The organism is Micromonospora sp. NBS 11-29, assembly GCF_002140155.1.
GTDB lineage: Bacteria > Actinomycetota > Actinomycetes > Mycobacteriales > Micromonosporaceae > Micromonospora.
This window is the reverse complement of record NZ_NAPR01000003.1, coordinates 509,989-530,569: the sequence shown is the minus strand read 5'-3', so window position 1 is coordinate 530,569 and position 20,581 is coordinate 509,989. Positions and strand designations below refer to the sequence as shown.

Annotated in this window: 15 protein-coding genes and 1 pseudogene; 11 read left to right on the top strand and 5 right to left on the bottom strand. The window is 72.7% G+C overall.

Features of this window, described 5'->3' with window-relative positions; all coding sequences use genetic code 11:
• The coding region (locus tag B1205_RS03755; protein WP_217809743.1) for an ATP-binding protein at positions 1-1,242 on the bottom strand (1,242 nt) is incomplete at its 3' end.
• A 170-nt stretch (positions 1,243-1,412) separates the two neighbouring features.
• Here B1205_RS03755 and B1205_RS03750 point away from each other — a divergent pair.
• On the top strand, positions 1,413-1,817 hold the full coding sequence (locus B1205_RS03750; RefSeq protein ID WP_089154304.1) for a peptidase inhibitor family I36 protein: 405 nt from the start codon (positions 1,413-1,415) through the stop codon (positions 1,815-1,817).
• Between the two features lie 52 nt (positions 1,818-1,869).
• Here B1205_RS03750 and B1205_RS03745 read toward each other — a convergent pair whose 3' ends face one another.
• Positions 1,870-3,444, bottom strand: a complete 1,575-nt coding sequence (locus B1205_RS03745) for an FMN-binding glutamate synthase family protein (RefSeq protein ID WP_089154303.1) — start codon at positions 3,442-3,444, stop codon at positions 1,870-1,872.
• Positions 3,445-3,549: 105 nt separating this feature from the next.
• Between B1205_RS03745 and B1205_RS03740 the strand changes: the two genes are divergently transcribed.
• Positions 3,550-4,110, top strand: coding sequence for a DUF5872 domain-containing protein (locus tag B1205_RS03740; protein WP_089154302.1), 561 nt, complete (start codon positions 3,550-3,552; stop codon positions 4,108-4,110).
• A gap of 88 nt (positions 4,111-4,198) precedes the next feature.
• Here B1205_RS03740 and B1205_RS03735 read toward each other — a convergent pair whose 3' ends face one another.
• Together B1205_RS03735 and B1205_RS03730 are read right to left on the bottom strand one after the other, a co-directional pair.
• Complete coding sequence (locus tag B1205_RS03735) at positions 4,199-5,392, bottom strand: endo-1,4-beta-xylanase (protein WP_089154301.1); 1,194 nt, start codon at positions 5,390-5,392, stop codon at positions 4,199-4,201.
• A 90-nt stretch (positions 5,393-5,482) separates the two neighbouring features.
• Positions 5,483-7,108 (bottom strand): glycoside hydrolase family 43 protein, encoded by a 1,626-nt coding sequence (locus B1205_RS03730; protein ID WP_089154300.1) that lies wholly within the window; start codon positions 7,106-7,108, stop codon positions 5,483-5,485.
• Positions 7,109-7,306: 198 nt separating this feature from the next.
• Between B1205_RS03730 and B1205_RS03725 the strand changes: the two genes are divergently transcribed.
• Positions 7,307-8,323 carry a LacI family DNA-binding transcriptional regulator gene (locus B1205_RS03725; protein ID WP_089154299.1) on the top strand — a complete coding sequence of 339 codons (1,017 nt, stop codon included), beginning with the start codon at positions 7,307-7,309 and terminating at the stop codon, positions 8,321-8,323.
• 5 nt (positions 8,324-8,328) lie between these two features.
• On the opposite strand, the gene B1205_RS03720 is transcribed toward B1205_RS03725, so the two are convergent.
• The gene (locus B1205_RS03720; RefSeq protein ID WP_089154298.1) at positions 8,329-9,333 is read right to left on the bottom strand and encodes a LacI family DNA-binding transcriptional regulator; all 1,005 of its coding nucleotides are present in this window, start codon (positions 9,331-9,333) and stop codon (positions 8,329-8,331) included.
• A 134-nt stretch (positions 9,334-9,467) separates the two neighbouring features.
• On the opposite strand from B1205_RS03720, the gene B1205_RS03715 reads away from it, so the two are divergent.
• The 8 genes and pseudogenes from B1205_RS03715 (at position 9,468) to B1205_RS03680 (ending at position 20,561) form a co-directional block, all read left to right on the top strand.
• The gene (locus tag B1205_RS03715; protein ID WP_089154297.1) at positions 9,468-10,781 is read left to right on the top strand and encodes an extracellular solute-binding protein; all 1,314 of its coding nucleotides are present in this window, start codon (positions 9,468-9,470) and stop codon (positions 10,779-10,781) included.
• A gap of 111 nt (positions 10,782-10,892) precedes the next feature.
• Positions 10,893-11,735, top strand: coding sequence for a carbohydrate ABC transporter permease (locus B1205_RS03710; protein WP_254909682.1), 843 nt, complete (start codon positions 10,893-10,895; stop codon positions 11,733-11,735).
• A complete protein-coding gene (locus B1205_RS03705; protein WP_089154397.1) occupies positions 11,732-12,598 on the top strand; it encodes a carbohydrate ABC transporter permease in 867 nt (288 codons plus the stop codon). The genes B1205_RS03710 and B1205_RS03705 overlap by 4 nt, the downstream gene beginning before the upstream one ends.
• A 36-nt stretch (positions 12,599-12,634) precedes the next feature.
• A pseudogene (locus B1205_RS03700) lies at positions 12,635-14,851 on the top strand (glycoside hydrolase family 3 N-terminal domain-containing protein); the annotation flags it as partial.
• Between the two features lie 229 nt (positions 14,852-15,080).
• Entirely contained in the window at positions 15,081-16,556 is a 1,476-nt protein-coding gene (locus tag B1205_RS03695) for a glycosyltransferase family 39 protein (RefSeq protein WP_176308405.1), read from the top strand.
• A gap of 69 nt (positions 16,557-16,625) precedes the next feature.
• Positions 16,626-18,500: a glycosyltransferase family 2 protein gene (locus B1205_RS03690; RefSeq protein WP_089154295.1), complete on the top strand. Its 1,875-nt coding sequence runs from the start codon at positions 16,626-16,628 to the stop codon at positions 18,498-18,500.
• Positions 18,494-19,648 (top strand): glycoside hydrolase family 26 protein, encoded by a 1,155-nt coding sequence (locus B1205_RS03685; RefSeq protein ID WP_089154294.1) that lies wholly within the window; start codon positions 18,494-18,496, stop codon positions 19,646-19,648. Before B1205_RS03690 ends, B1205_RS03685 begins: the two co-directional genes overlap by 7 nt.
• A 31-nt stretch (positions 19,649-19,679) precedes the next feature.
• Positions 19,680-20,561 (top strand): DUF1963 domain-containing protein, encoded by an 882-nt coding sequence (locus tag B1205_RS03680; protein ID WP_089154293.1) that lies wholly within the window; start codon positions 19,680-19,682, stop codon positions 20,559-20,561.
• The last annotated feature ends 20 nt before the right edge of the window (positions 20,562-20,581 follow it).

The window sequence follows — 20,581 nt, the reverse complement described above, 5'->3', positions numbered from 1 at the left end:
CTCGTGGGCGAGCCGCTCGACGGCGAACGCGGCCACCAGATCGTGCAGGAACCACCGCCGATCGGCGGCCTCCTCGACCAGGTGGGCCCGCGCGAGTTCGGCCAGCGCCGTGAGCGTGCGATCGCGCCCACCGCCGGCGAGCGCCACCAGCGCCGCCTCCCCGGCCATGCCCGGGTGCAGCCCGAGCAACCGGAACAGGCGCTGGCCGGGCGGGCTGAGCAGGCGGTACGAGCCGGACAGGCAGGACCGCAGGTCGGTGGGTTCGTCGGCGCTGACGAAGGCGTCCAGCCGTTGCGCGCGGGTCATCTCGTCGGCGACGGCCCGCAGCGGCACGGCCGGCCGGGTGACCACCCGCGCGGCGGTGACCGCCAGCGCCAGGGGCAACCCGCTGCACCGGTCGGCGATGACCCGGGCCGCGGTCGGCTCCTCGTCGTACCGGTCGGCGCCGACCCGTCGGCGCAGCAGCAGGCGCGCCTCCGCCGTGGTGAGCGGGTCGAGCCGGACCAGGTGGGCGGAGGTCTGGGCGACCAGCCCGACCAGGCGGTCCCGGCTGGTGACCAGGATGGCGCAGCCGACCGTGGCCGCCAGCAGCGGACGGACCTGGGCCGCGTCCCGGGCGTTGTCCAGCAGGACCAGCATCCGCCGGCCGGTGAGCAGGCTGCGCAGCAGGCCGGTCCGACCGACCTCGTCCAGGGGCATCGACGGGACCGGCACGCCCAGCGCGTGCAGGAGCGCGTGGGCCGCCGAGGTGGGATCGAGCGCCGCCTGGCGGGGGTCGAACCCGTGCAGGTTGACGTAGAGCTGACCGTCGGGGAAGGCGTCGCGTACCCGATGCGCCCAGTGGGCGGCCAGGGTGGTCTTGCCGACGCCGGCCGGTCCGACCACCGCGATGGTCGTGCCCCGGGCCGGGACCTCGGTGGCCAGCAGCCGGTCCATCACCGCCAGCGGTTCGGCGCGACCGGTGAACGACGCGGTGTCCGGCGGCAGTTGGGCGGGCACGGTACGCGCGGGTCGGGCGGCGGGCTCGGCCATCCGGGACCGCCGGTAGAACTCACGCCGGTCGTCCTCGGTCAGGGCGAGCGCGTCGGCCAGCAGGCGGACGGTCTGCTGGCGCGGTTGGCGGATCCGGCCGCTCTCCAGGTCACGTAGGTTCCGCACGCTCACCTGGGACCGGGCCGCGAGTTCCTCCTGGGAGAGGTTGCGGGCGTGCCGGTGGGCCCTGAGCAGGATGCCGAACGTCACCCGACGCTCCCTTCCGCACGCTGCCCCCGTTTCGCCGGTCGTTCGCCGGTCGCTCGCCTGGTGATCGGTCACAAGCGGTGACGACGATACAACCCATGCACGGACGTCGACGTATTCGGTCGTGGACCGGACGGGGGACGTCGACGTTCGAACCGACGGAGAGGTGAGTCATGTTCCACACGACGAGCGTCCGGATGTTCGCCGCGGCCGCGGCGGCCACGGTCCTCTCGGTCCTCGGGGCGACCGCCCCGGCGTCCGCGGACAACTGGGTCGGCAGCTGCGACCCGGGCAACGTGTGCTTCTACACCGGCTGGAACGGCACCGGGAGCAAGTGCTCCTGGAGCGACGCGGACCCGGACTGGGCGAACGGCAATATCCAGTGTTCCTGGGCGCTGACCAGCAACGTGCTGTCGGTCTGGAACAACGGCCAGTCGACGGCGTACCAGGGAGTCGTCTACTACTACAGCAACAACTACAACGACCGGGCCGGCTGCACCCGCCGCTGGAACCGGGGCAACCTCCAGGGCACCTACAAGCTCCGGTCCCACCAGTGGACCACCGGCTACTGCGGCTGACGCCGCGACGCCGGGCCGGAACGGTTTCCGGCCCGGCGTCTGTGGGCCCTGCCTAGCCGACGGCGGTGGGGGAGGGCGGGGCGCTGCCGCCGCGTGGCCCCTCGGCCGTCATCAGCCGGGCGATCTCCGCGCGGTCGGCGGCCGACGGCAGACCCCACTCCGGGCGGTAGCCGTACACCTGGTCCAGCGGGGTGGAGGCGGTGCGACCGTCGACGATCTCGACGGAGTCGGTGCCGATCAGTCCCGGATGCTCCACGCCGCACGCCTCGGCCACCTTCACCAGGTCGCGGCGCAGCGTACGGATGTAGTTGGCGGCGCGCACCGACTTGCGGGCCGGGTCCAGGCCCCGGGCCAGCCAGGCGTTCTGGGTCGCGACGCCGGTCGGGCAGGTGTCGGTGTGGCACTTCTGCGCCTGGATGCAACCGATCGCCAGCATCGCCTCCCGGCCGACGTTGACCATGTCGGCGCCGAGCGCGAACGCCACCACCGCGTTGTCCGGCAGGCCGAGCTTGCCGGCGCCGACGAACACCACCTGCTCGTGCAGGTCGCGCTCGGCGAACGTCCGGTAGACCCGGGAGAAGCCCTGCTGGAACGGCAGCGACACGGAATCGCTGAAGATCAGCGGCGCGGCGCCGGTGCCGCCCTCGCCGCCGTCCACGGTCACGAAGTCCACGCCGCGGTCGGTGTCGCGCATCAGCGTGGTCAGCTCCTCCCAGAAACCCATGTCGCCGACCGCGGACTTGATGCCGACCGGCAGGCCGGTCTCGGCGGCGAGCAGCTCGACCCAGTCCAGCAGGCTGTCGCAGTCGGAGAACTCGGCGTGCCGGGACGGGCTGACGCAGTCGCGTCCCGCCGGGATGCCCCGGGTGGCGGCGATCTCGGCGGAGACCTTGGCCGCCGGCAGCAGGCCACCGAGGCTGGGCTTGGCGCCCTGGCTCAGTTTGATCTCCAGCGCCCGTACCGGCGCCCCCGCCACCAGATCCTTGAGCCGGTCGAGGCTGAACCGGCCCCGCTCGTCGCGGCAGCCGAAGTAGGCGGTGCCGAGCTGGAACACCAGCTCCCCGCCGTTGCGGTGGTACGGCGACAGCCCACCCTCGCCGGTGTTCTGCAGGCAGCCGGCCAGCGCGGCGCCTCGGTTCAGCGCCTCGATCGCGTTGCCGGAGAGCGAGCCGAAGCTCATCCCGGAGATGTTGACCACCGACTCCGGGCGGAACGCGCCGGCCCGTCCGCGCGCCGCGCCCAGCACCTTGGCGCAGGGCAGCGTCACGTCGTGCCCCGCGCCCGGCGCCGACGGCGGCACGGCCCGGCCGAACGTGCGGTGCTTGATGATCGGATAGCCGGACGTGTGCTCGATGTCGTTGTCGGTGCCGAAGCCGAAGTAGTTGTTCTCCTGCTTCGCCGAGGCGTACACCCAGCGTCGCTGGTCCCGGGTGAACGGCCGCTCCTCGTCGTTGCCGGCCACGATGTACTGGCGCAGCTCGGGCCCGATCGCCTCGATCAGGTAGCGGGCGCGGCCGAGGACGGGGAAGTTGCGCCGTAGCGCGTGGTCACGTTGCAGCAGGTCCCGCGCGGCGAGGGCGGCCACGGTGGCGACGGCGGCGGGTACGGCTCTCTTGGCCCAGCTCATCCCGCCACTCTTTCCGCCGCGGCCCTCGGCCAAACTCCGCCGGGCGCCGCGGCCCCGGGGCCGGCGACCGGGCATGGCCGCGGCCGGTGCGGGTAACGCTGCGTCATGGCGAAGTACACCAAGCCCGAGCTCCGGGAGCAGATCAAGGAGGAGGTCAAGGCCTCCGACAAGGGCGGTCGGCCGGGGCAGTGGTCGGCCCGCAAGTCGCAGTTGGTGACGAACGAGTACAAGAAGCGTGGCGGGGGCTTCGTGGGCCCGAAGGACGAGCGGCAGCGTTCCCTTCAGCGCTGGGGCGGCGAGCGGTGGCAGACCCGGGAGGGCGACACCCGCGCGCGGCACGGCGGCGAGACCGCCCGTTACCTGCCGAAACAGGCATGGGAGGAGCTGTCGGAGAAGGAACGGCGGGAGACCGACACCCGTAAGCGGCGCACCTCCCGTTCCGGCCGGCAGTACGTGTCCAACACCGGCCCGGCGAAGCGGGCCCGCCGGGACGCGACCGCGGCGCAGCGGGTGGACGAGCTGCCGGTGGCCGAGGCGGTGAAGCTCGTCCGGGGCCTCGACAAGCGTCAACTCGACGCGGCGCTGCGCCGGGAACGCGGCGGCAAGGCCCGCAAGACGCTGATCGGGCGGCTGGAGTCCGAGCTCGGCCGCCGCCGGGCGGCGTGACGGACACGGGGGCCGCCCGGCGCCGGGCCGTTCCTCGACGGCCGCGGCACCGGGGACCCTCGTCGCCGCCGTCCGGGGGCGTTCGTGCCTAACGCCGGGGGCGCTGCGGGATGCGGGGCAGCACGTAGGGCGGCCCGGCGAAGATGAGGTCGGCCTTCAACTCCTGGTAGGAGCGCTTCGGCTGGTAGTTCTCGTCGTAGACGGTGGCCAGGCCCTCCGGCGGGTCGGAGAACGCGCCCGGCACCCAGGAGTGCTTGTCGGTGAAGCCCCAGAGCGTGAACGACAGGCAGTGCCGCTCGGCCAGGCACGCCTTCAGCAGCACGCTGAAGTTCGCCGCGGACGCCTGCAACCTCGGGTTGATCTCGGCGGAGTCGCCGGCCTCCACCCCGTCGGTGATCTGGCTGCGCACGTCCACCTCGGTGAACGCGGTGGCCAGCCCCAGCCCGGCGAACTTGCGCAGGGCGGCGAGGACCTGGAGCGTGTCGAAGTTGCCGTACTGGGTGCCCAGGTGGCCCTGTGCCCCCACGCCGTCGATCGGCACGCCCTTGGCCTGCAGGTCACGGACCATGTCGTAGACGAACTGCGTCTTGTCGTCGGCCGGGTTGCCAGAGCCGAACGCCTCGATGTTGTAGTCGTTGTAGAACAGCAGCGCCTTCGGGTCGGCGGCGCGGGCCCAGCGGAACGCGTCGGCGAGGTAGCCGGGCCCGAGGTTCTGCGCCCAGAAGCCCTTGTAGTGCAGGGTGGACGGGGTGTCCCAGGGGTCGCTGACCGCCTCGTTCACCACGTCCCACTGCCAGATCTTGCCCTTGAAGTGGGTGACCACAGCGGTGATGTGGTCGCGCAGGATCTGGCGCAGCTCGGCCTTGCTGATCGAGCCGTCCGCGACTCCGCTGGTCAGCCACGCGGGCAGCTGGTTGTGCCAGACCAGCACATGGCCCCGGACCCGCTGGTTGTTCTTGCGGGCGAAGTCGACCAGCTCGTCGGCCGGGCCCCAGTTGTAGGTGCCCCGGGTGGGCTCCAGGCTCTCCCACTTCATCACGTTCTCGGCGGTGACCGTGGAGAACTCGGAGCCGGCCAGCTCGCGGTAGCGCGGTTCGGCGGCGTTGGCGAGCGCGGCCATGTCGACCGCGGTGCCCACGTACAGGCCGTGGCGCTGCGCCAGGTCACGCAGGCTCTGCGTGGCCGGGTCGTGCCGGTGGCCGGCGGCGGCGGGGGCGACGTTCAGGGCGGCGGCGGTCGCCACGGCGACCGCGCCGACGGCGATCCAACGTCTCAGCGTCAAGGGTTCCCTCCGAAACTTTCGGACGTGCTTCCGGAATCAAACCCGAAACATACGGGCGTCGATGTCGCTCGTCAATCGTCGCCGACCGGCTCACGGCTCCCGATAGGTGGCGTGGTCGAAGTCCGCGTGGACGCCGTCGCCGCCGATGTCCTGGACCCACAGGCCGAGGAAGGCGCCGGTGAACCCCCAGGCGGCCGGCTCGCCGTCGACGACCATCGCGGCGTGCTCGTCGGAGAGGATCGTCGCGTCCAGCTCCACCGGGACGTCCCGCCAGCCGGCGCCCAGGTCGTAGGCGAAGCGGACCACCGGTCCGTCGAACCGGGCGCGCAGACCGACGCGGACGGCCTGACCGACGTCGACGGTGAGTTCCGGGTACGCGGTCCGCCGGCCCCGGTCGCAGCTGAGCAGTTCGAGCACCGTGCGGCCGTCGTCGGCCCGGGTCAGGTAGAGGTGGTGCCAGTTGACCGTGTTGTAGTACGCGGTGATGCCGGCCAGATGTCGATGGTCGACCGGCTCGAACTCGACGACCGTCTCCAGCGTGCACCGCTCGGCGCCGACCCGGCGGGCGACCAGGCTGGGCGTCTGCCGGCCGACCGGCGACTGCCCGCCGTGCACGCGCAGGTGCGACTCGCGTGCGGTCAGGTCCAGCCAGTCGGCGCTCGCCGGGCGGCGCAGCGTCGACCAGTGGGGGGACAGTCGCGGCGCGTCGAAGTGGTCGGTCGCCGGCTCCTGCGGCCACGGGTGCGCGGGCAGCTCCGGCGCCGGGACGCTGTCGGCCGGCACGCCCCCGGGAACGCTCGGCCACCCCCCGGCGGGCCAGTCGACCTTCTGGATCGCGGTCTCCCGGCCCAGGACGCAGTCGCCCAGCGGCGAGTACGGGCGGGCCACCAGGTGGGCCAGGTACCAGTCGCCCTGTGGCGTGTCCACCAGGCTGCCGTGACCGGCCTTCTGCAGCCGCAGGTCCGGCCGGTCCACGGAGGTGAGCAGCGGCCCGTCCGGGTCGGCCTGGTACGGGCCGAGGAGGTGGCGCGAGCGGGCCACGGTCACCTGGTGCTCCCAGCTCGTCCCGCCCTCGGCGGTGACCAGCCAGTACCAGCCGTCGCGCCGGTACAGGTGCGGTCCCTCGGTCAGCCCGGCCGCCGTGCCGCGGAAGATGATCCGCGCCTCGCCGACCAGCCGTCGCTGCTCGCGGTCATAGCGCTGGATCTCGATCCCGCCGAAGCGGTCCCGGCCGGGGCGCCAGTCCGCGCTCATGCTCAGCAGCCAGGTGCTGCCGTCGGTGTCGTGGAACAGCGCGGCGTCGAAGCCGTGCGCGTGCAGCTTCACCGGATCCGACCAGGGCCCCTCGATGTCCGGCGCCGTGGTCAGGTAGTTCTGCGGGTCCCAGTAGCCGCTGGCGAAGCTGGCGACGTCGCTGTAGACGAGGTGGAACAACCGGTCGTGGTACGTCAGGTCGGGTGCCCACACCCCGTTGGAGTCGCCGCAGCCGCGCAGGTCCAGCAGCCGTCGGTCGGTGACGATCCCGCCGAGCGGGCGCCAGTGGACGAGGTCGCGGGAGTGGTGCACGCGCACCCCCGGGTACCACTCGAAGGTCGAGGTGGCCAGGTAGAAGTCGTCACCCACCCGCACGATCGACGGGTCCGGATGGAAACCGCTGAGGACCGGGTTGTGGATCGACCGGGCGGTGGTGGGCGGGGTGGCGATCTCGGTCGACATCTGCGACTCCTCGGGCTCGATCCACTGGTGACTTTCCGGAACTACCTGTCCGGATGTTTCAGCGCGATACCCCACCGTATCGAGTCACGGCGATTAGTGGCAGAGCCTTGACCCGGGCGGGAGCAGGTCATAACCTACCGATCGAGGTACGGAAAGCTATCGGCATCTCGATGAAACTTCCGGGTCGAAGGGTGGCCGGTGACCTCGAACGGTGCTCCGAAGATCACCATCGCGACGATCGCACGCCTGGCCGGCGTCTCGATCCCGACGGTCTCGCGGGTCGTCAACGGCCGGTCCGACGTGTCCCCGCAGACCCGGGCCCGGGTCGAGGAGCTGCTCACCCGGCACGGCTACCGCCGTCGCCCACCGAGCATGCGCTCCAGTTCGGGGCTGATCGACCTGGTCTTCAACGACCTGGACAGCCCGTGGGCGGTCGAGATCATCCGCGGGGTGGAGGACGTCGCGCACGCGGCCGGCGTCGGCACCGTGGTGTCCGCGATCCACCGCCGCAGCTCGTCGGCCCGGCAGTGGCTGCACAACATCCGCACCCGCTCCACCGAGGGGATCATCTTCGTCACGTCCACCCTGGAGCCGCTGCTCCAGGCCGAGCTGCGCCGCCTCAACATCCCGGTCGTCATCGTCGACCCGGCCGGGGTGCCGCCGCAGCAGGCGCCGACGATCGGTGCGACCAACTGGGCCGGCAGCCTGCGCGCCACCGAGCACCTGCTGGGCCTCGGCCACCGCCGGATCGGTTTCATCGCCGGGCCGCCGCACCTGATGTGCAGCCGGGCGCGGCTCGACGGCTACCGCGCGGCCCTGGAGGCCGCCGGCCTTGGGGTGGACGACCGGCTGATCCGGCCGGGCAACTTCTACCACGAGGCCGGGTTCGCCGGCGGCAACCGGCTGCTGTCGCTGCCGGACCCGCCCAGCGCGATCTTCGCCGCCAGCGACCAGATGGCCCTCGGCGTCTACGAGGCCGTACGCCGGCGTGGCCTGCGGGTGCCGGACGACGTCAGCGTCGTCGGCTTCGACGACCTGCCCGAGGTCCGGTGGTGCTCCCCGCCGCTGACCACCGTCCGACAGCCCCTCGCCGAGATGGGGGCGCTCGCCGCCCGCACCGTGCTGCGGCTGGCCCAGGGCGAGCGGGTCGACAGCCCCCGGGTGGAACTCGCCACCGAACTCGTCGTGCGCGACAGCGCCCGCCGGATCGCCTGATGGTCTCAGGGGCGGGGTCGGCAGGAGGCCCGGATGACCAGCTCGGTGGGCAACCGGATGTGCGTGTCGCGGTCGACGCCGGCGATCAGGTCGATCAGCAGGCGCAACGACTCGGCGCCCATGCGTTGCAGCGGCTGCCGGATCGTGGTCAGCGGCGGGTCGACCAGCGCCGAGTCCGGGATGTTGTCGAAGCCGATCACCGACAGGTCGTCCGGCACCGCCACACCCATGCTCCGGGCGACGTCCAGGGTGGAGATCGCCGAGAGGTCGTTGCCCGCGAAGATCGCGGTCGGCCGGTCCGGGAGGGCGAGCAGCTCCGTCGCCGTGGCGGCGGCGCTCTCGATCCGGAACCCGCCGACGCGGACGAGCTGCTCGTCCACCGCCACGCCGGCGTCGGCCATGGCCTTGCGGAAGCCCGCCTCACGCAGGCGCGCCGACTCGAGGTCGGGGCGTCCGCTGATGTGCCCGATGCGGCGGTGACCGAGGGACAGCAGGTAGTTGGTCGCGAGCACGGCGCCGGCGAAGTTGTCCGAGTCGACGGTGGGCAGGCCGGACGGGCCGGTGTGCGGGTCGACCGCCACCACGTGGAAGGCGTTGCGGGTCTCGACCACGGTCGGCGTCACGATCACGGCCCCGTCGATGAGCGTCCCGGACAGGCGGGCCAGCGACCGCCGCTCCCACCCTATGGCCGCCCCGTCGCCGTCGCCGCTGGAGTACGCGAGCAGTTGGTACCCGCTGCCGGCGACCTCCCGGGACGCCCCCTTCAGCAGCTCGGTCGAGAACGGCTCGAACTCCGCGACCAGGATGCCCAGGACGTTCGTGCGGTGGCTGCGGAGGCTCTGCGCACCCAGGTCGGCTTCGTAACCCAACTCGTGGATGACCTGCTGGACGCGTTCGACGGTGGCCTGGGCCACGCCGTACCTTCCATTGACCACCTTGGATACGGTTGCCACCGAGACGCCGGCGGTACGGGCCACGTCCGACATCTTGACGCGCTGCGGGAACACCACGCAGCCGATGATAGAGGGCTCGTCGGGCGGCGTCATGGTGATGTCGAAAACGTTATCGATACCGATTGACATCAAGTTTCGGGTTTGTAAAACTCCCCCGCAAGTAACCCGACTGAGTGGTCGAGGAGACATCTATGGCGACGAAGCGCCGAGCGGCGTCCGTCCTGGCACTGCTGATGACAAGCACCCTGCTCGCTGCCGGCTGCGGTGGTGGCGGCGACGACGAGGACACCCCCGCGCAGGGTGAGCTGTACAAGAACCCGGTGACGCTGACCTGGTGGCACAACGCCTCCCAGGACGGCCCCGGCAAGACGTACTGGGAGAAGGTCGCCAAGGACTTCTCCGCGCTCCACCCCACGGTCAAGATCGAAATCGAGGCGATCGAGACCAACCAGCTCCAGCGCACCCGTCTCCCCGCCGCGCTGCTGAGCAACGACCCGCCGGACGTCTTCCAGGCATGGGGCGGCGGCGAGATGCGGGAGCAGGTGGAGGCCGACTACCTGAAGGACATCACCGACCAGGTCAAGGCCGAGGTCGGCGAGATCGGCTCAGCCGCCGAGATCTGGCAGGTCAACGGCAAGCAGTACGGTCTGCCGTACCGGATGGGCATCGAGGGCGTCTGGTACAACAAGGAGCTGTTCGCCAAGGCGGGCATCACCGCGCCGCCGACCACCTTCGACGAGCTGAACACCGCGGTCACCAAGCTCAAGGCCGTCAACGTCACCCCGATCGCCCTCGGCGCGGGCGACAAGTGGCCCGCCGCGCACTGGTGGTACAACTACGCGCTGCGCGCCTGCTCGGTCGACACCCTGAAGAAGGCTTCCACAGACCGGAACTTCGACGACCCCTGCTTCGTCAAGGCCGGCCAGGACCTGAAGACCTTCATCGACACCAAGCCGTTCCAGAACAACTTCATCGCCACGCCCGGCCAGAACGACCCGACCAGCGCGAACGGTCTGCTCGCCAACGGCAAGGCCGCGATGGAGCTGATGGGCGACTGGAACCGGGGCACCCTGGACACCGTCGCCACGGACAAGGCGGCGCTGGGCAAGTTCCTCGGCTGGTTCCCGGTGCCGGCGATCTCCGGCTCCGCCGGTGACCCGAAGGCGGCGCTCGGTGGCGGCGACGGCTTCGCCTGTGCCAAGCAGGCCCCGGCCGAGTGCGTCGAGTTCCTGAAGTACCTGGTGAGCCCGGAGGTGCAGAAGGGCTACGCCGCGACCGGCACCGGCCTCCCGGTCGTCAAGGGTGCGGCGGACGGCGTGACGGACCCGGCGCTGAAGTCCATCCTGACGGCCACGTCCGAGGCCACCTACGTGCAGCTCTGGCTGGACACCGCCTACGGCAGCACGGTCGGCAGCGCGATGAACGACGCCATTGTCGCCATCTTCGCCGGCAACGGCACGCCGGAGAAGGTCGTCTCGGCCATGAAGGCGGCCGCGAGCAAGTGACCTCCACNGGCGGGCCCCCGGCCCGCCGGACGCTCGTCCTCGCGCCGGGCGCAGACGCGCCGCAAGTGGTACGAGATCGTCGGCCTCACCACGCCGGCGCTCATCGTCTACGTGACGTTCGTGCTGGTGCCGATGGGCTTCGCGTTCTACTACAGCCTGTTCCGGTGGCGTGGGGTGGGCCCACCCACCGAGTTCGTCGGCTTGAAGAACTACACCCTCGCGTTCCAGGACCCCATCTTCCTCGACGCGCTGCGCAACAACGCCATCGTGGTGTTCGGGTCGCTGCTGATCCAGGGCCCGATCGCGCTGGGCGTCGCCCTTCTGCTCAACCGCCGCTTCCGTGGACGCTCCGCGTTCCGCCTGCTGGCCTTCGTGCCGTACGTGCTCGCCGAGGTCACCATCGGCATCATGTGGAAGCTCATCCTGACCGGCGACGGCACCGTCGACGTGCTGCTGCGGTCGGTGGGCCTGGGCGGCCTGGTGAAGCCCTGGCTCGCCGACCTCGACGTGGTCATCTGGACGCTGCTGTTCGTGCTCACCTGGAAGTACGTCGGATTCGCCATCATCCTCCTGCTCGCCGGTCTGTCCAACGTGCCCGAGGAGCTGACCGAGGCCGCCGCGATCGACGGCGCGAGCTGGTGGCAGACCCAGCGCCACATCACGCTTCCGCTGCTCGGCCCGACCATCCGGATCTGGATGTTCCTGTCGATGATCGGCTCGTTGCAGGTCTTCGACGTGGTCTGGGTGACCTCGGTGCCCGCGGTGCGCTCCCTCGGCGCGTCGGCCACCATGGCGACGTACATGGTGGACAACGGGTTCTTCGCCCGCCTGTGGGGCTACGGCAACGCGGTTGCCGTGATCCTGTTCGTCATCTCCTTCGTCGCGGCGCTGCTGTTCCAGCGGTTCCTGCTCCGCCGCGACATCGAGGGCGCCATCACGAGAAGGGCGAACTGAGCGTGACCGCCAATTCCGTCGTCTCCCCGGCCGCCGGCCGCCGCCCGATCTCGCTGGGCACGCCACTGACGTACGCGCTCGCGCTCGCGGTCGCCGCGGTGTCCATCGCCCCGATCGTCTACGTCATCGTCGGCGGTTTCCGCACCACCCCGCAGATCGTCGACGACCCGGCCGGGCTGCCCGACCCGTGGGTCTGGGAGAACTACACCCGGGTGCTGACCCAGAGCGACTTCTGGCGGCAGGCGTTCAACAGCGCGGTGATCGCGTTCGGCACCACCCTCGGCGTGGTGGTGCTCGGCCTCTGCGCCGCGTTCGTGATCGCCCGCTACACCTTCCGCGGCCGGGAGGCGCTGAACACCTTCTTCACCCTCGGCCTGCTCTTCCCGGCCGGCGCGGCCATCCTGCCGCTGTACCTGATGCTGCGCGACCTCAACCTGATCAACTCCTACTGGGCGGTGATCCTCCCGCAGGTCGCCTTCTCACTGCCGATCACGATCGTCATCCTGCGCCCGTTCCTGTCCGCCATCCCGCGCGAACTGGAGGACGCCGCCGCGATCGACGGCGCGGACCGGCTCGGTTTCCTGTGGCGCATCGTGCTGCCGTTGTCGCGTCCCGCGCTGGTCACCGTCGGGATCCTCGCGTTCGTGGCGAGTTGGAACGCGTTCCTGCTGCCGCTGCTGGTCCTCGGCGACGTCAGCCTGCACACCCTGCCGCTGGGCGTGCAGAACTTCTCCAGCCAGTACACCACCGACACGGCGGGCGTCCTCGCCTTCACCTCGCTGGCGATGCTGCCGGCACTGGTCTTCTTCACGCTCGCCGAGAAGCAGATCGTGGGTGGCCTCCAGGGTGCGGTCAAGGGCTGAGCGGCGGTACGAGCACAACCAAGGGAAAGGCACACCATGACAGAGGTCCACGCGGTGGTGGACGGACCGGCGCCGGTTCAGGCCGGTCCGGGCGACCACCGGTCGGACGGGCACGCCGGCGAGGCGCGCGTCCGTGAGCTGCTCGGCCGGATGACGATCGACGAGAAGATCGCGCAGGTGGTCGGGTTCTGGGAGAAGGAGGACGGCGAGGCGGTCGCGCCCCTGCAGGGCGAGTTCGCCGAGGCCCTCCGGCTGGAGGACTTCTCCCGGCACGGGCTGGGCCACCTGACCCGGACCTACGGCACCCGCCCGGTCGACGCCACGGCCCGCGCGGCCTGGCTGTGGTCGTTCCAGCGGAGCCTGGTGACGGGCACCCGGCTGGGCATCCCGGCGATCGTGCACGAGGAGTGCCTCACCGGCCTGTCGGCGTGGCGGGCGGCGACCTTCCCGACGCCGCTGGCCTGGGGCGCCGCGTTCGACCCGGACCTCGTCACCGAGATGGCCGCCGCGATCGGGTCCTCGATGCGGGCGCTCGGCATCCACCAGGGGCTCTCGCCGGTGCTGGACGTGATCCGGGACCCGCGCTGGGGTCGGGTCGACGAGTGCATCGCCGAGGACCCGTACCTGGTGGGCACCATCGGCACGTCCTACGTGCGCGGCCTCCAGTCCGAGGGGGTGCACGCGACGTTGAAGCACTTCGCCGGCTACTCGGCGTCGCGCGCCGGACGCAACTTCGCCCCGGTGCACGCCGGCCCCCGGGAGCTGGCCGACGTGCTGCTGGTGCCGTTCGAGATGGCCATCCTCGACGGCGACGCCCGCAGCGTCATGCACTCGTACGCCGAGATCGACGGCGTGCCGGTCGCCGCCGACCCGACCATGCTGACCGGGGTGCTGCGGGACCGGTGGGGCTTCGACGGCACGGTGGTGGCCGACTACTACGGGGTGGCCTTCCTCAACCTGCTGCACCATGTGGCCGGCGACCACGCGGAGGCGGCCGGGCAGGCGCTGGCCGCGGGGGTCGACGTCGAGCTGCCGACCGGCGACGCCTACCTGACCCTGCGGGACACGGTGCAGGCCGGCACGGTCGACGAGGCGCTCCTGGACCGGGCGGTGCTGCGGGTGCTGCGCCAGAAGCAGGCGCTCGGACTGCTCGACGCCACGTTCACCGACGAGCCGCCCGGCGCGGTCGACCTGGACTCGCCGGCGCACCGCGCGATCGCGCGCCGGCTGGCCGAGGAGTCGGTCGTCCTGGTCGCCAACCAGGGGGTGCTGCCCCTGCCGGCGGGCCGGCGGGTGGCGGTCGTCGGCCCGAACGCCGACCGGCAGGGCGCGCTCTTCGGGTGCTACTCCTTCCTCAACCACGTGCTCGTGCAGCATCCCGGGGTGGAGACCGGCATCGAGGTGCCGACCGTCCTCGACGCGATGCGCGCCGAGTTCGGCGCCGACCACGTCACCTGGGCGGGTGGCTGCGACGTGGACGGCGAGGACCGGTCCGGCTTCGCGGAGGCCGTCGCCACGGCGTCCGCGGCCGACGTCGCCGTCCTGGTCGTCGGCGACCACGCCGGTCTCTTCGGGCGCGGCACGGTGGGTGAGGGCTGCGACCGGGACGACCTGGAGCTGCCCGGCGTGCAGCGGGAGCTGGTCGAGGCGGTCCTGGCGACCGGCACCCCGGTCGTGCTGGTGCTGCTCACCGGGCGGCCGTACGCGCTGGGTTGGGCGTTGGCGCGGTGCGCGGCCGTGGTGCAGGCGTTCTTCCCCGGTGAGGAGGGCGCCGCCGCGATCACGGGCGTGCTCTCCGGGCGGGTCAACCCGTCGGGCCGGCTGCCGGTCAGCCTGCCCGGTTCGGCCGGTGCGCAGCCGTACTCGTACCTGCATCCCACGTTGGGCGAGGGCAACGAGGTGACCAACCTGCCGGCGACGCCGGTGGCGCCGTTCGGGCACGGGCTGTCGTACACCACGTTCGCGCACACCGACCTCGACGTGCCCGCCACCGTGCCGACCGACGGGGAGTTGCCCGTGACGGTGCGGGTGACGAACACCGGCGCGGTCGCCGGCGACGAGGTGGTCCAGCTCTACGGTCGTGACCTGGTGGCCTCGGTGACCCGGCCGGTGGCGCAGTTGCTCGGCTACCGCCGGGTGCATTTGGAGCCGGGCCAGTCGGTCACCGTCGAACTGACCGTGCCCACCACCCGTCTGGCCTTCTCCGACCGCACGCTCACCCGGGTCGTGGAGCCGGGCGACGTCGAGCTGTGGACCGGCACGAGCACGCGGCGGGACACGCGGGCGTCGACCACGCTGACCGGGGACACCGTCGCGATCACCAACGCGTCCCCGCGGTGNGGGGGGGCCGGCGATCACCCCGTCGGGGTGATTTGGGATATATGGTCCGTATGTCCGGTGGACTCCGTAGGCTCCGGGATGTCATCCAGCCCTCGAAGCAGGGCACCCCGGTGTCGGCCCCCACAGGGATGCGTGAGTCACGATGATGGACGCGGACACCATGGTCCTGCCCCGGCTCGGCGCGGCCGAGGTCGGCGTCGAGGACCCGTGGGGCGAGGACCGCCCGCCCCGGTCCCGCCGCGTCGCCCGCGCCTCGGCCGTCGCCGCCCGGTGGCGGGTCGCCGCGTGGCTGCTGCCGGCGTTGGTGATGGGCGGGCTCGGCGGCGCCGGGCTCGCCACGCCGGGGCTGCGGGCCGAGGAGCTGGCCACCTGGCGCGCGGCCGTCGCGCCCTGGCCCGAGGCGTCGGCCGGCGACCGCGCGCTCGTGCCGTACCACCTGCTGGTCCGGGCCTGGGCGGAGCCGTTCGGCGCGACCGACCTCGCGCTGCGCGTACCCTCGCTGCTGGCGATGGTCGCGGCCGCGGCGCTCGTCGGAGCGCTCGCCGCCCGGCTGTTCGGGCCCGGCACGGGGGTGCTGGCCGGCGTGCTCCTCGCCGTGCTGCCGACCTCGACCGGGTACGCGCAGGAGGCGCAGCCGCACGCGGCGGCGGTGTGCGCGGCCGTGCTCGCCACCTGGCTGCTGCTGCCGGTCCTCGACCGGCCGACCGCGCGCCGGCTCACGGCGTACGCCGGCGCGGTGGTCCTGCTCGGTCTCTGCCAGGCCGGGGCGCTGCTGCTGCTCGCCGGCCACGGCTGGGTCGTGCTCGCGTTTCGGCGCGGCACGGCCGGTCGCTGGCTGTGCGCCGCGGCCCCGGGCGTGCTCGGCGTCGCCGCGCTGCTCACCGCCGGCGCGGGTGGCGGCCGGTTCCTGCCGCCCGGGGTCCGTCCCGATCCGGCCGTCCTGGCCGCCGCCCCCCGGGAGCTGTTCGGCGTCGCCGCGCTCGGCGTGGTGCTGGCCGCGCTGGCGCTGTTCAGCCTCCCACTGCGGTACCCCGCCGGCATCTGCACGGCGTGGGCGCTGGTACCGGCGCTCGGGCTGCTGCTCGTCGCGTGGGCCACGCCGGTGTGGTCGCCGGCCGCCCTGTTCGTCACGGTGCCGGCCTGGGCGGTGCTCGGCGCGGTGGCCCTGTCCCGCATGAGCACCACCTGGGCGGTGGCCGGGCTGGCCGTGATCGCCCTGGTCGGCGCGCCGGCCCAGGCCGCCGTCCGGGCGCCCGACGGGCACGGCCAGGACCCCCGCCGGGTCGCCGCGATCGTCGGCGGGCTGCGACAGCCGGGCGACGGCGTGCTCTACGACGATCCGGCCGCGCGCACGCTGGTGGCGCGCTACGTCCCGGCCGACCGCCGGCCGACCGACGTGCTCGCCGTGAACCCGGGGCTCGCCTGTGCCGGGTGCGCCGGAGGTCCGCGCCGGCTCTGGCTCATCCAGCCCGGCCACCGGGGCGGGCCGTGGGCGTCCGGCGACGGCGACGGGCCGGCGAGCCGGGCGCTCCGAGCCGGATACCGGCCGGCCCGAGCCTGGCGGCCGACCGGGTTCACGGTGGTGCTCCTGGTGGGCGACGGACTGTCAATCGCCTGATTCGCACCCTTTTTGCGCTTATGTCGACTTAGCATTCGGGGCGAGCCGGACGCAGCCCACGGGGGAAACATGGCCGTCGCCGCCGACACACGCCCGTCCCGCGCCACCGCGCCCGGGATTCCCGGCGACCGCCCGCCGGGGGCCGCTCCGCCCCGACGGCACGCCGGTCCGGATTCGGAGCGCCGGCAACGCGACCTGCGGACCCGCCTCGCGTACGCGCGCTGCGGCGCCACCGCCGGGCCGCTGCGCCCGCCCCGCCGCCCGGACGCGGCGGTCGAGTTCCGCCCGACCGCCTCGGTCGCCGCGCGGCTGACGCTGACCCTGCTGGTGCTGGTCAACAGCGCCGCCGGCCTGCTGTTCGTCGGCTGGCTGCTGCTGCCGCAGCACGTACCCGGGCCGGGGGTCGTCGGGTTCGGCGGCTGGCAGACGCTGACCGCCCGGCTCGCGTTCTGCGTGGTGGTGGGTGTCGAGTTGATCCGCCTGGCCCAGAACGTGGTGGTGTGGGTGTTCGCCTTCCACGCCCGCGACCCGGTGCCGGTCGACCCGCCGGTGGGGCTGCGGGTGGCCCTGCTCACCACGATCGTGCCGAGCAAGGAACCGATCGAGGTCGCCGAGCGGACGCTGCGCCGGCTCCGCGAGATCGTCTACTGCGGACGGGTCGACGTGTGGATCCTCGACGAGGGCGACGACCCCGCGGTGCGGGCGATGGCCACGCGCCTCGGCGTGCGCCACTTCACCCGCCGGGGCCGGCCGGAGTACAACCGGCCGCACGGCGAGTTCCGGGCCCGGACCAAGTCCGGCAACCACAACGCCTGGCGCGCCGAGCACGAGCACCGCTACGACGTGGTGGGCGTGGTCGACCCGGACCATGTGCCGCTGCCGAACTTCCTGGAACGCACGCTCGGCTACTTCCGCGACCCGGACGTCGCGTTCGTGGTGACCCCCCAGGTGTACGGCAACACGCACCAGAACTTCGTCGCCCACGGCGCCTCGGTGCAGCAGTACCTCTACAACGGGCTGATCGCCCGGGGCGGCAACGGCCTGGACGCGCCGCTGCTGACCGGCACCGGGCACGTCTACCGTCCGGCGGCCTGGCGGACCGTCGGCGGCTACCAGGACTCGATCATCGAGGACCACCTCACCAGCATCCGCGTGCACGCCGCGGTCAACCCGGCCACCGGCAACCGGTGGAAGGGCGTCTACACCCCGGACGTGGTGGCGCTGGGGGAGGGGCCGACCTCCTGGGCGGACTACTTCAACCAGCAGAAGCGCTGGGCGGCCGGCATCTGCGAGATCCTGCTCCGGCGCGAGCTGCGCACGCCGCGCGACCTGCCGTCGCGCCGTCGCCGGCAGTACCGGCTGCTCCAGTTCTACTACCCGAGCGTGGCGGTGAGCCTGCTGCTGGGCAACGCCGTCACCGCGCTGTACCTGCTCACCGGCTTCGACGCGGGCCGGCTCGACCCGCAGGTCTGGGCGGCGCTGTGGGGCTCCACCATCGGCACCTGGTTCCTGCTCTGGCTGTGGCTGCGCCGCTTCAACATCGCCCCGCACGAGCGGGAGGAGGTGGGCATGGTCGGCATGGCGCTCGCGCTCTTCGCCGGACCGGTCTACGTGGCCGCGGCGGTGGGCGCCCTGCTGCGCCGCAAGCTCGGGTTCGTGGTCACCCCCAAGGGCGCGCTGCGCACCGTGGAGTCGCCGCGTACGTTCCGGCTGCACCTGTGCTGGGCGCTCGCCGCCGCCGGGCTGCTCGCGGCGAGCTTCGCGCTCGACCACGGCTGTCCGCTGCTGCGGGTCTGGCCGGCGCTGACGCTGCTGGCCGGGCTCGCGCCGCCGCTGATCTCCTGGGTGGAGAGTCTGCGGGCGCGTCGGGACCGGACCGCCGACGTGGCCCGGGAGCCCCAGGCGGCGCTCCGGCCGGTGACCGACGGCGGTGTGCCGTGCTGAGGCCGACGCTGCCCCGGATCGGCCTGGCGCTGGCCGGGTTGCTGCTGCTCGCGTACGCCTTCGTGGTGGCGCCGGGGGCGTGGCGCGACCCGGGCGCCGACGCCGCGGCGCGACAGCCCGCCCCGGCGACGCCACCGGCGAGCACCGACGTGCCGGCGGCGGTCGGGCCGAGCCCGCGCGGCGGCCCGTTCCCGCCGGCCGGGCGGGCGTTCGTCGGGGTGATGACCGACAAGGGCCCGTACGACTTCACGCCGGTGGACCGGTTCGCCGAGGCGGCCGGGCGGTCGCCGCAGGTGATGCTCTTCGGTGCCGACTGGGCGTCGGCCGCGTTCGACCGGAGCCTGTTCGACCGGATCGCCGGGCGGGGCATGATGCCGATGCTCGGCTGGGAGCCGTGGGACCACACGGTCGACCGGGCGGCCCAGGCTGCCGGCCTGACCGGCCGGCAGATCGACCGGCTGCGCGCCACCCAACCGGACTACCGGCTGGCCCGCATCGCGCGCGGCGACTTCGACCCGTACCTGCGCTCCTGGGCGCAGGGCGTTCGGTCGCTGGGCTACCCGGTCGCGATCCGCTTCGCGCACGAGATGAACGGCGACTGGTACCCCTGGTGCGAGCGGGCCAACGGCAACCGCGCCGGCGACTACGTCCGGGCCTGGCGGCACGTGCACGACGTCTTCGCCGAGGCCGGCGCCACGAATGTCACCTGGGTGTGGAGCCCGAACGCCCGCTGGGACAAGACGACCGCCGGGGTCACCGGGCTCTACCCGGGCGACGAGTACGTCGACTGGGTGGGTGTCACCGGCTACTACGGCAGCGGCGCGTTCACCAAGACGTACTGGTCGTTCGACGAGATCTTCGGCCCGACGATCGCGGAGATCCGCAAGGTCACCGACAGGCCGCTCGTGGTCACCGAGACCGGCGCCGCCGACGCCGCCGGGCACAAGGCGCGGTGGATCCGGGACACGTTCCGCGCCCTGCCCCGCTATCCACACCTGATCGGGTTGATCTGGTTCGAGGTGGACAAGGAGAAGGACTGGCGCATCGCCGGCTCACCGGCGGCGGCGACCGCGTTCGCCGAGGCGGTGGCCGCCCCGCGCTACGACGTCACCTGGTCACCGGCGGTGCGGCCGCGTACCGGGCCCTGATCCCCGGCCGGCGTGGTTACCCTCCACGGTCATGAACGAGAGAGATCAATTCCGGCGGGCGGCGGTCGAGCAGGGCGTGCCCGAGGACGAGGTGGCCCGCTTCGCGGAGCTGATCCGGTTCCCGATCCACGCCTGGCAGCGCGAGGAAGGGGTGCACGCCGGGCGGCGGGGCGGGCGGCCGCGGCTGCCGGTCGGCACGCCGTGGCCCACGTGCCCGGAGGGCATCCCGTTGCCGTTCCTGCTCCGGCTCGACTGCGCGGCGCTGCCCCGGGTGCCCGACCTCGCCCTGCCGGCCGATGGCACGCTGCTGTTCTTCCTCGACCAGGAGGGCGCACAGGACGCCTGCGGCATCGAGAACGAGAAGGCGTACGCGCGGGTGGTGTACGTCCCGGCCGGCGCCGAGACGGCCGACGGTGAGTACGTCCTACCCGCCGGGACCGCCCGGGAGCCCTTCCTCGCCCCCGAACACGAGATGTACGCCGCCGTCCAGGCGGAGCTGCCGGACTGGCTCGACCGTCCGGAGGAGTGGCTGTGCGACACCCAGATCCAGCTCCTCCGCGACATGCCGCACCGCAAGGAGATGGGCGCGCTGGTCGAGCAGCTCTGGCCGGAGCGGAACTCGCGGATTCAGCGCGACGTCTTCGTCGGCGGCTACACCATCTCGGCGCAGGACCCGCCCGAGTCGATCATGATGGACCCGGTGCGGGTTCAGCAGGGGCGGTCCCTGCCCCGCGCGGAGCGGATGGTGGCCCGGTACGAGGAACAGCAGCGGGTGATGCGTGAATGGGTGCCGCTGGCGCAGTTCGGCGTACCGGACGAGGAGTACGTCAACGCGCGGTTCCTGATCCGCCACGACGACCTCGCCGTCCGGCGGTTCGACAGGGCGCTGTCCTTCTGCGAGTTCACCGAGTGAGGGCGGCGCGCGTCGGGGCC

Coding starts and splice junctions, on each gene's coding strand:
- B1205_RS03680 (WP_089154293.1), top strand. CDS start 19,680: ATGAACGAGAGAGATCAATTCCGGCGGGCGGCGGTCGAGCAGGGCGTG.
- B1205_RS03740 (WP_089154302.1), top strand. CDS start 3,550: ATGGCGAAGTACACCAAGCCCGAGCTCCGGGAGCAGATCAAGGAGGAG.
- B1205_RS03730 (WP_089154300.1), bottom strand. CDS start 7,108: ATGTCGACCGAGATCGCCACCCCGCCCACCACCGCCCGGTCGATCCAC.
- B1205_RS03690 (WP_089154295.1), top strand. CDS start 16,626: ATGGCCGTCGCCGCCGACACACGCCCGTCCCGCGCCACCGCGCCCGGG.
- B1205_RS03695 (WP_176308405.1), top strand. CDS start 15,081: ATGATGGACGCGGACACCATGGTCCTGCCCCGGCTCGGCGCGGCCGAG.
- B1205_RS03715 (WP_089154297.1), top strand. CDS start 9,468: ATGGCGACGAAGCGCCGAGCGGCGTCCGTCCTGGCACTGCTGATGACA.
- B1205_RS03750 (WP_089154304.1), top strand. CDS start 1,413: ATGTTCCACACGACGAGCGTCCGGATGTTCGCCGCGGCCGCGGCGGCC.
- B1205_RS03745 (WP_089154303.1), bottom strand. CDS start 3,444: ATGAGCTGGGCCAAGAGAGCCGTACCCGCCGCCGTCGCCACCGTGGCC.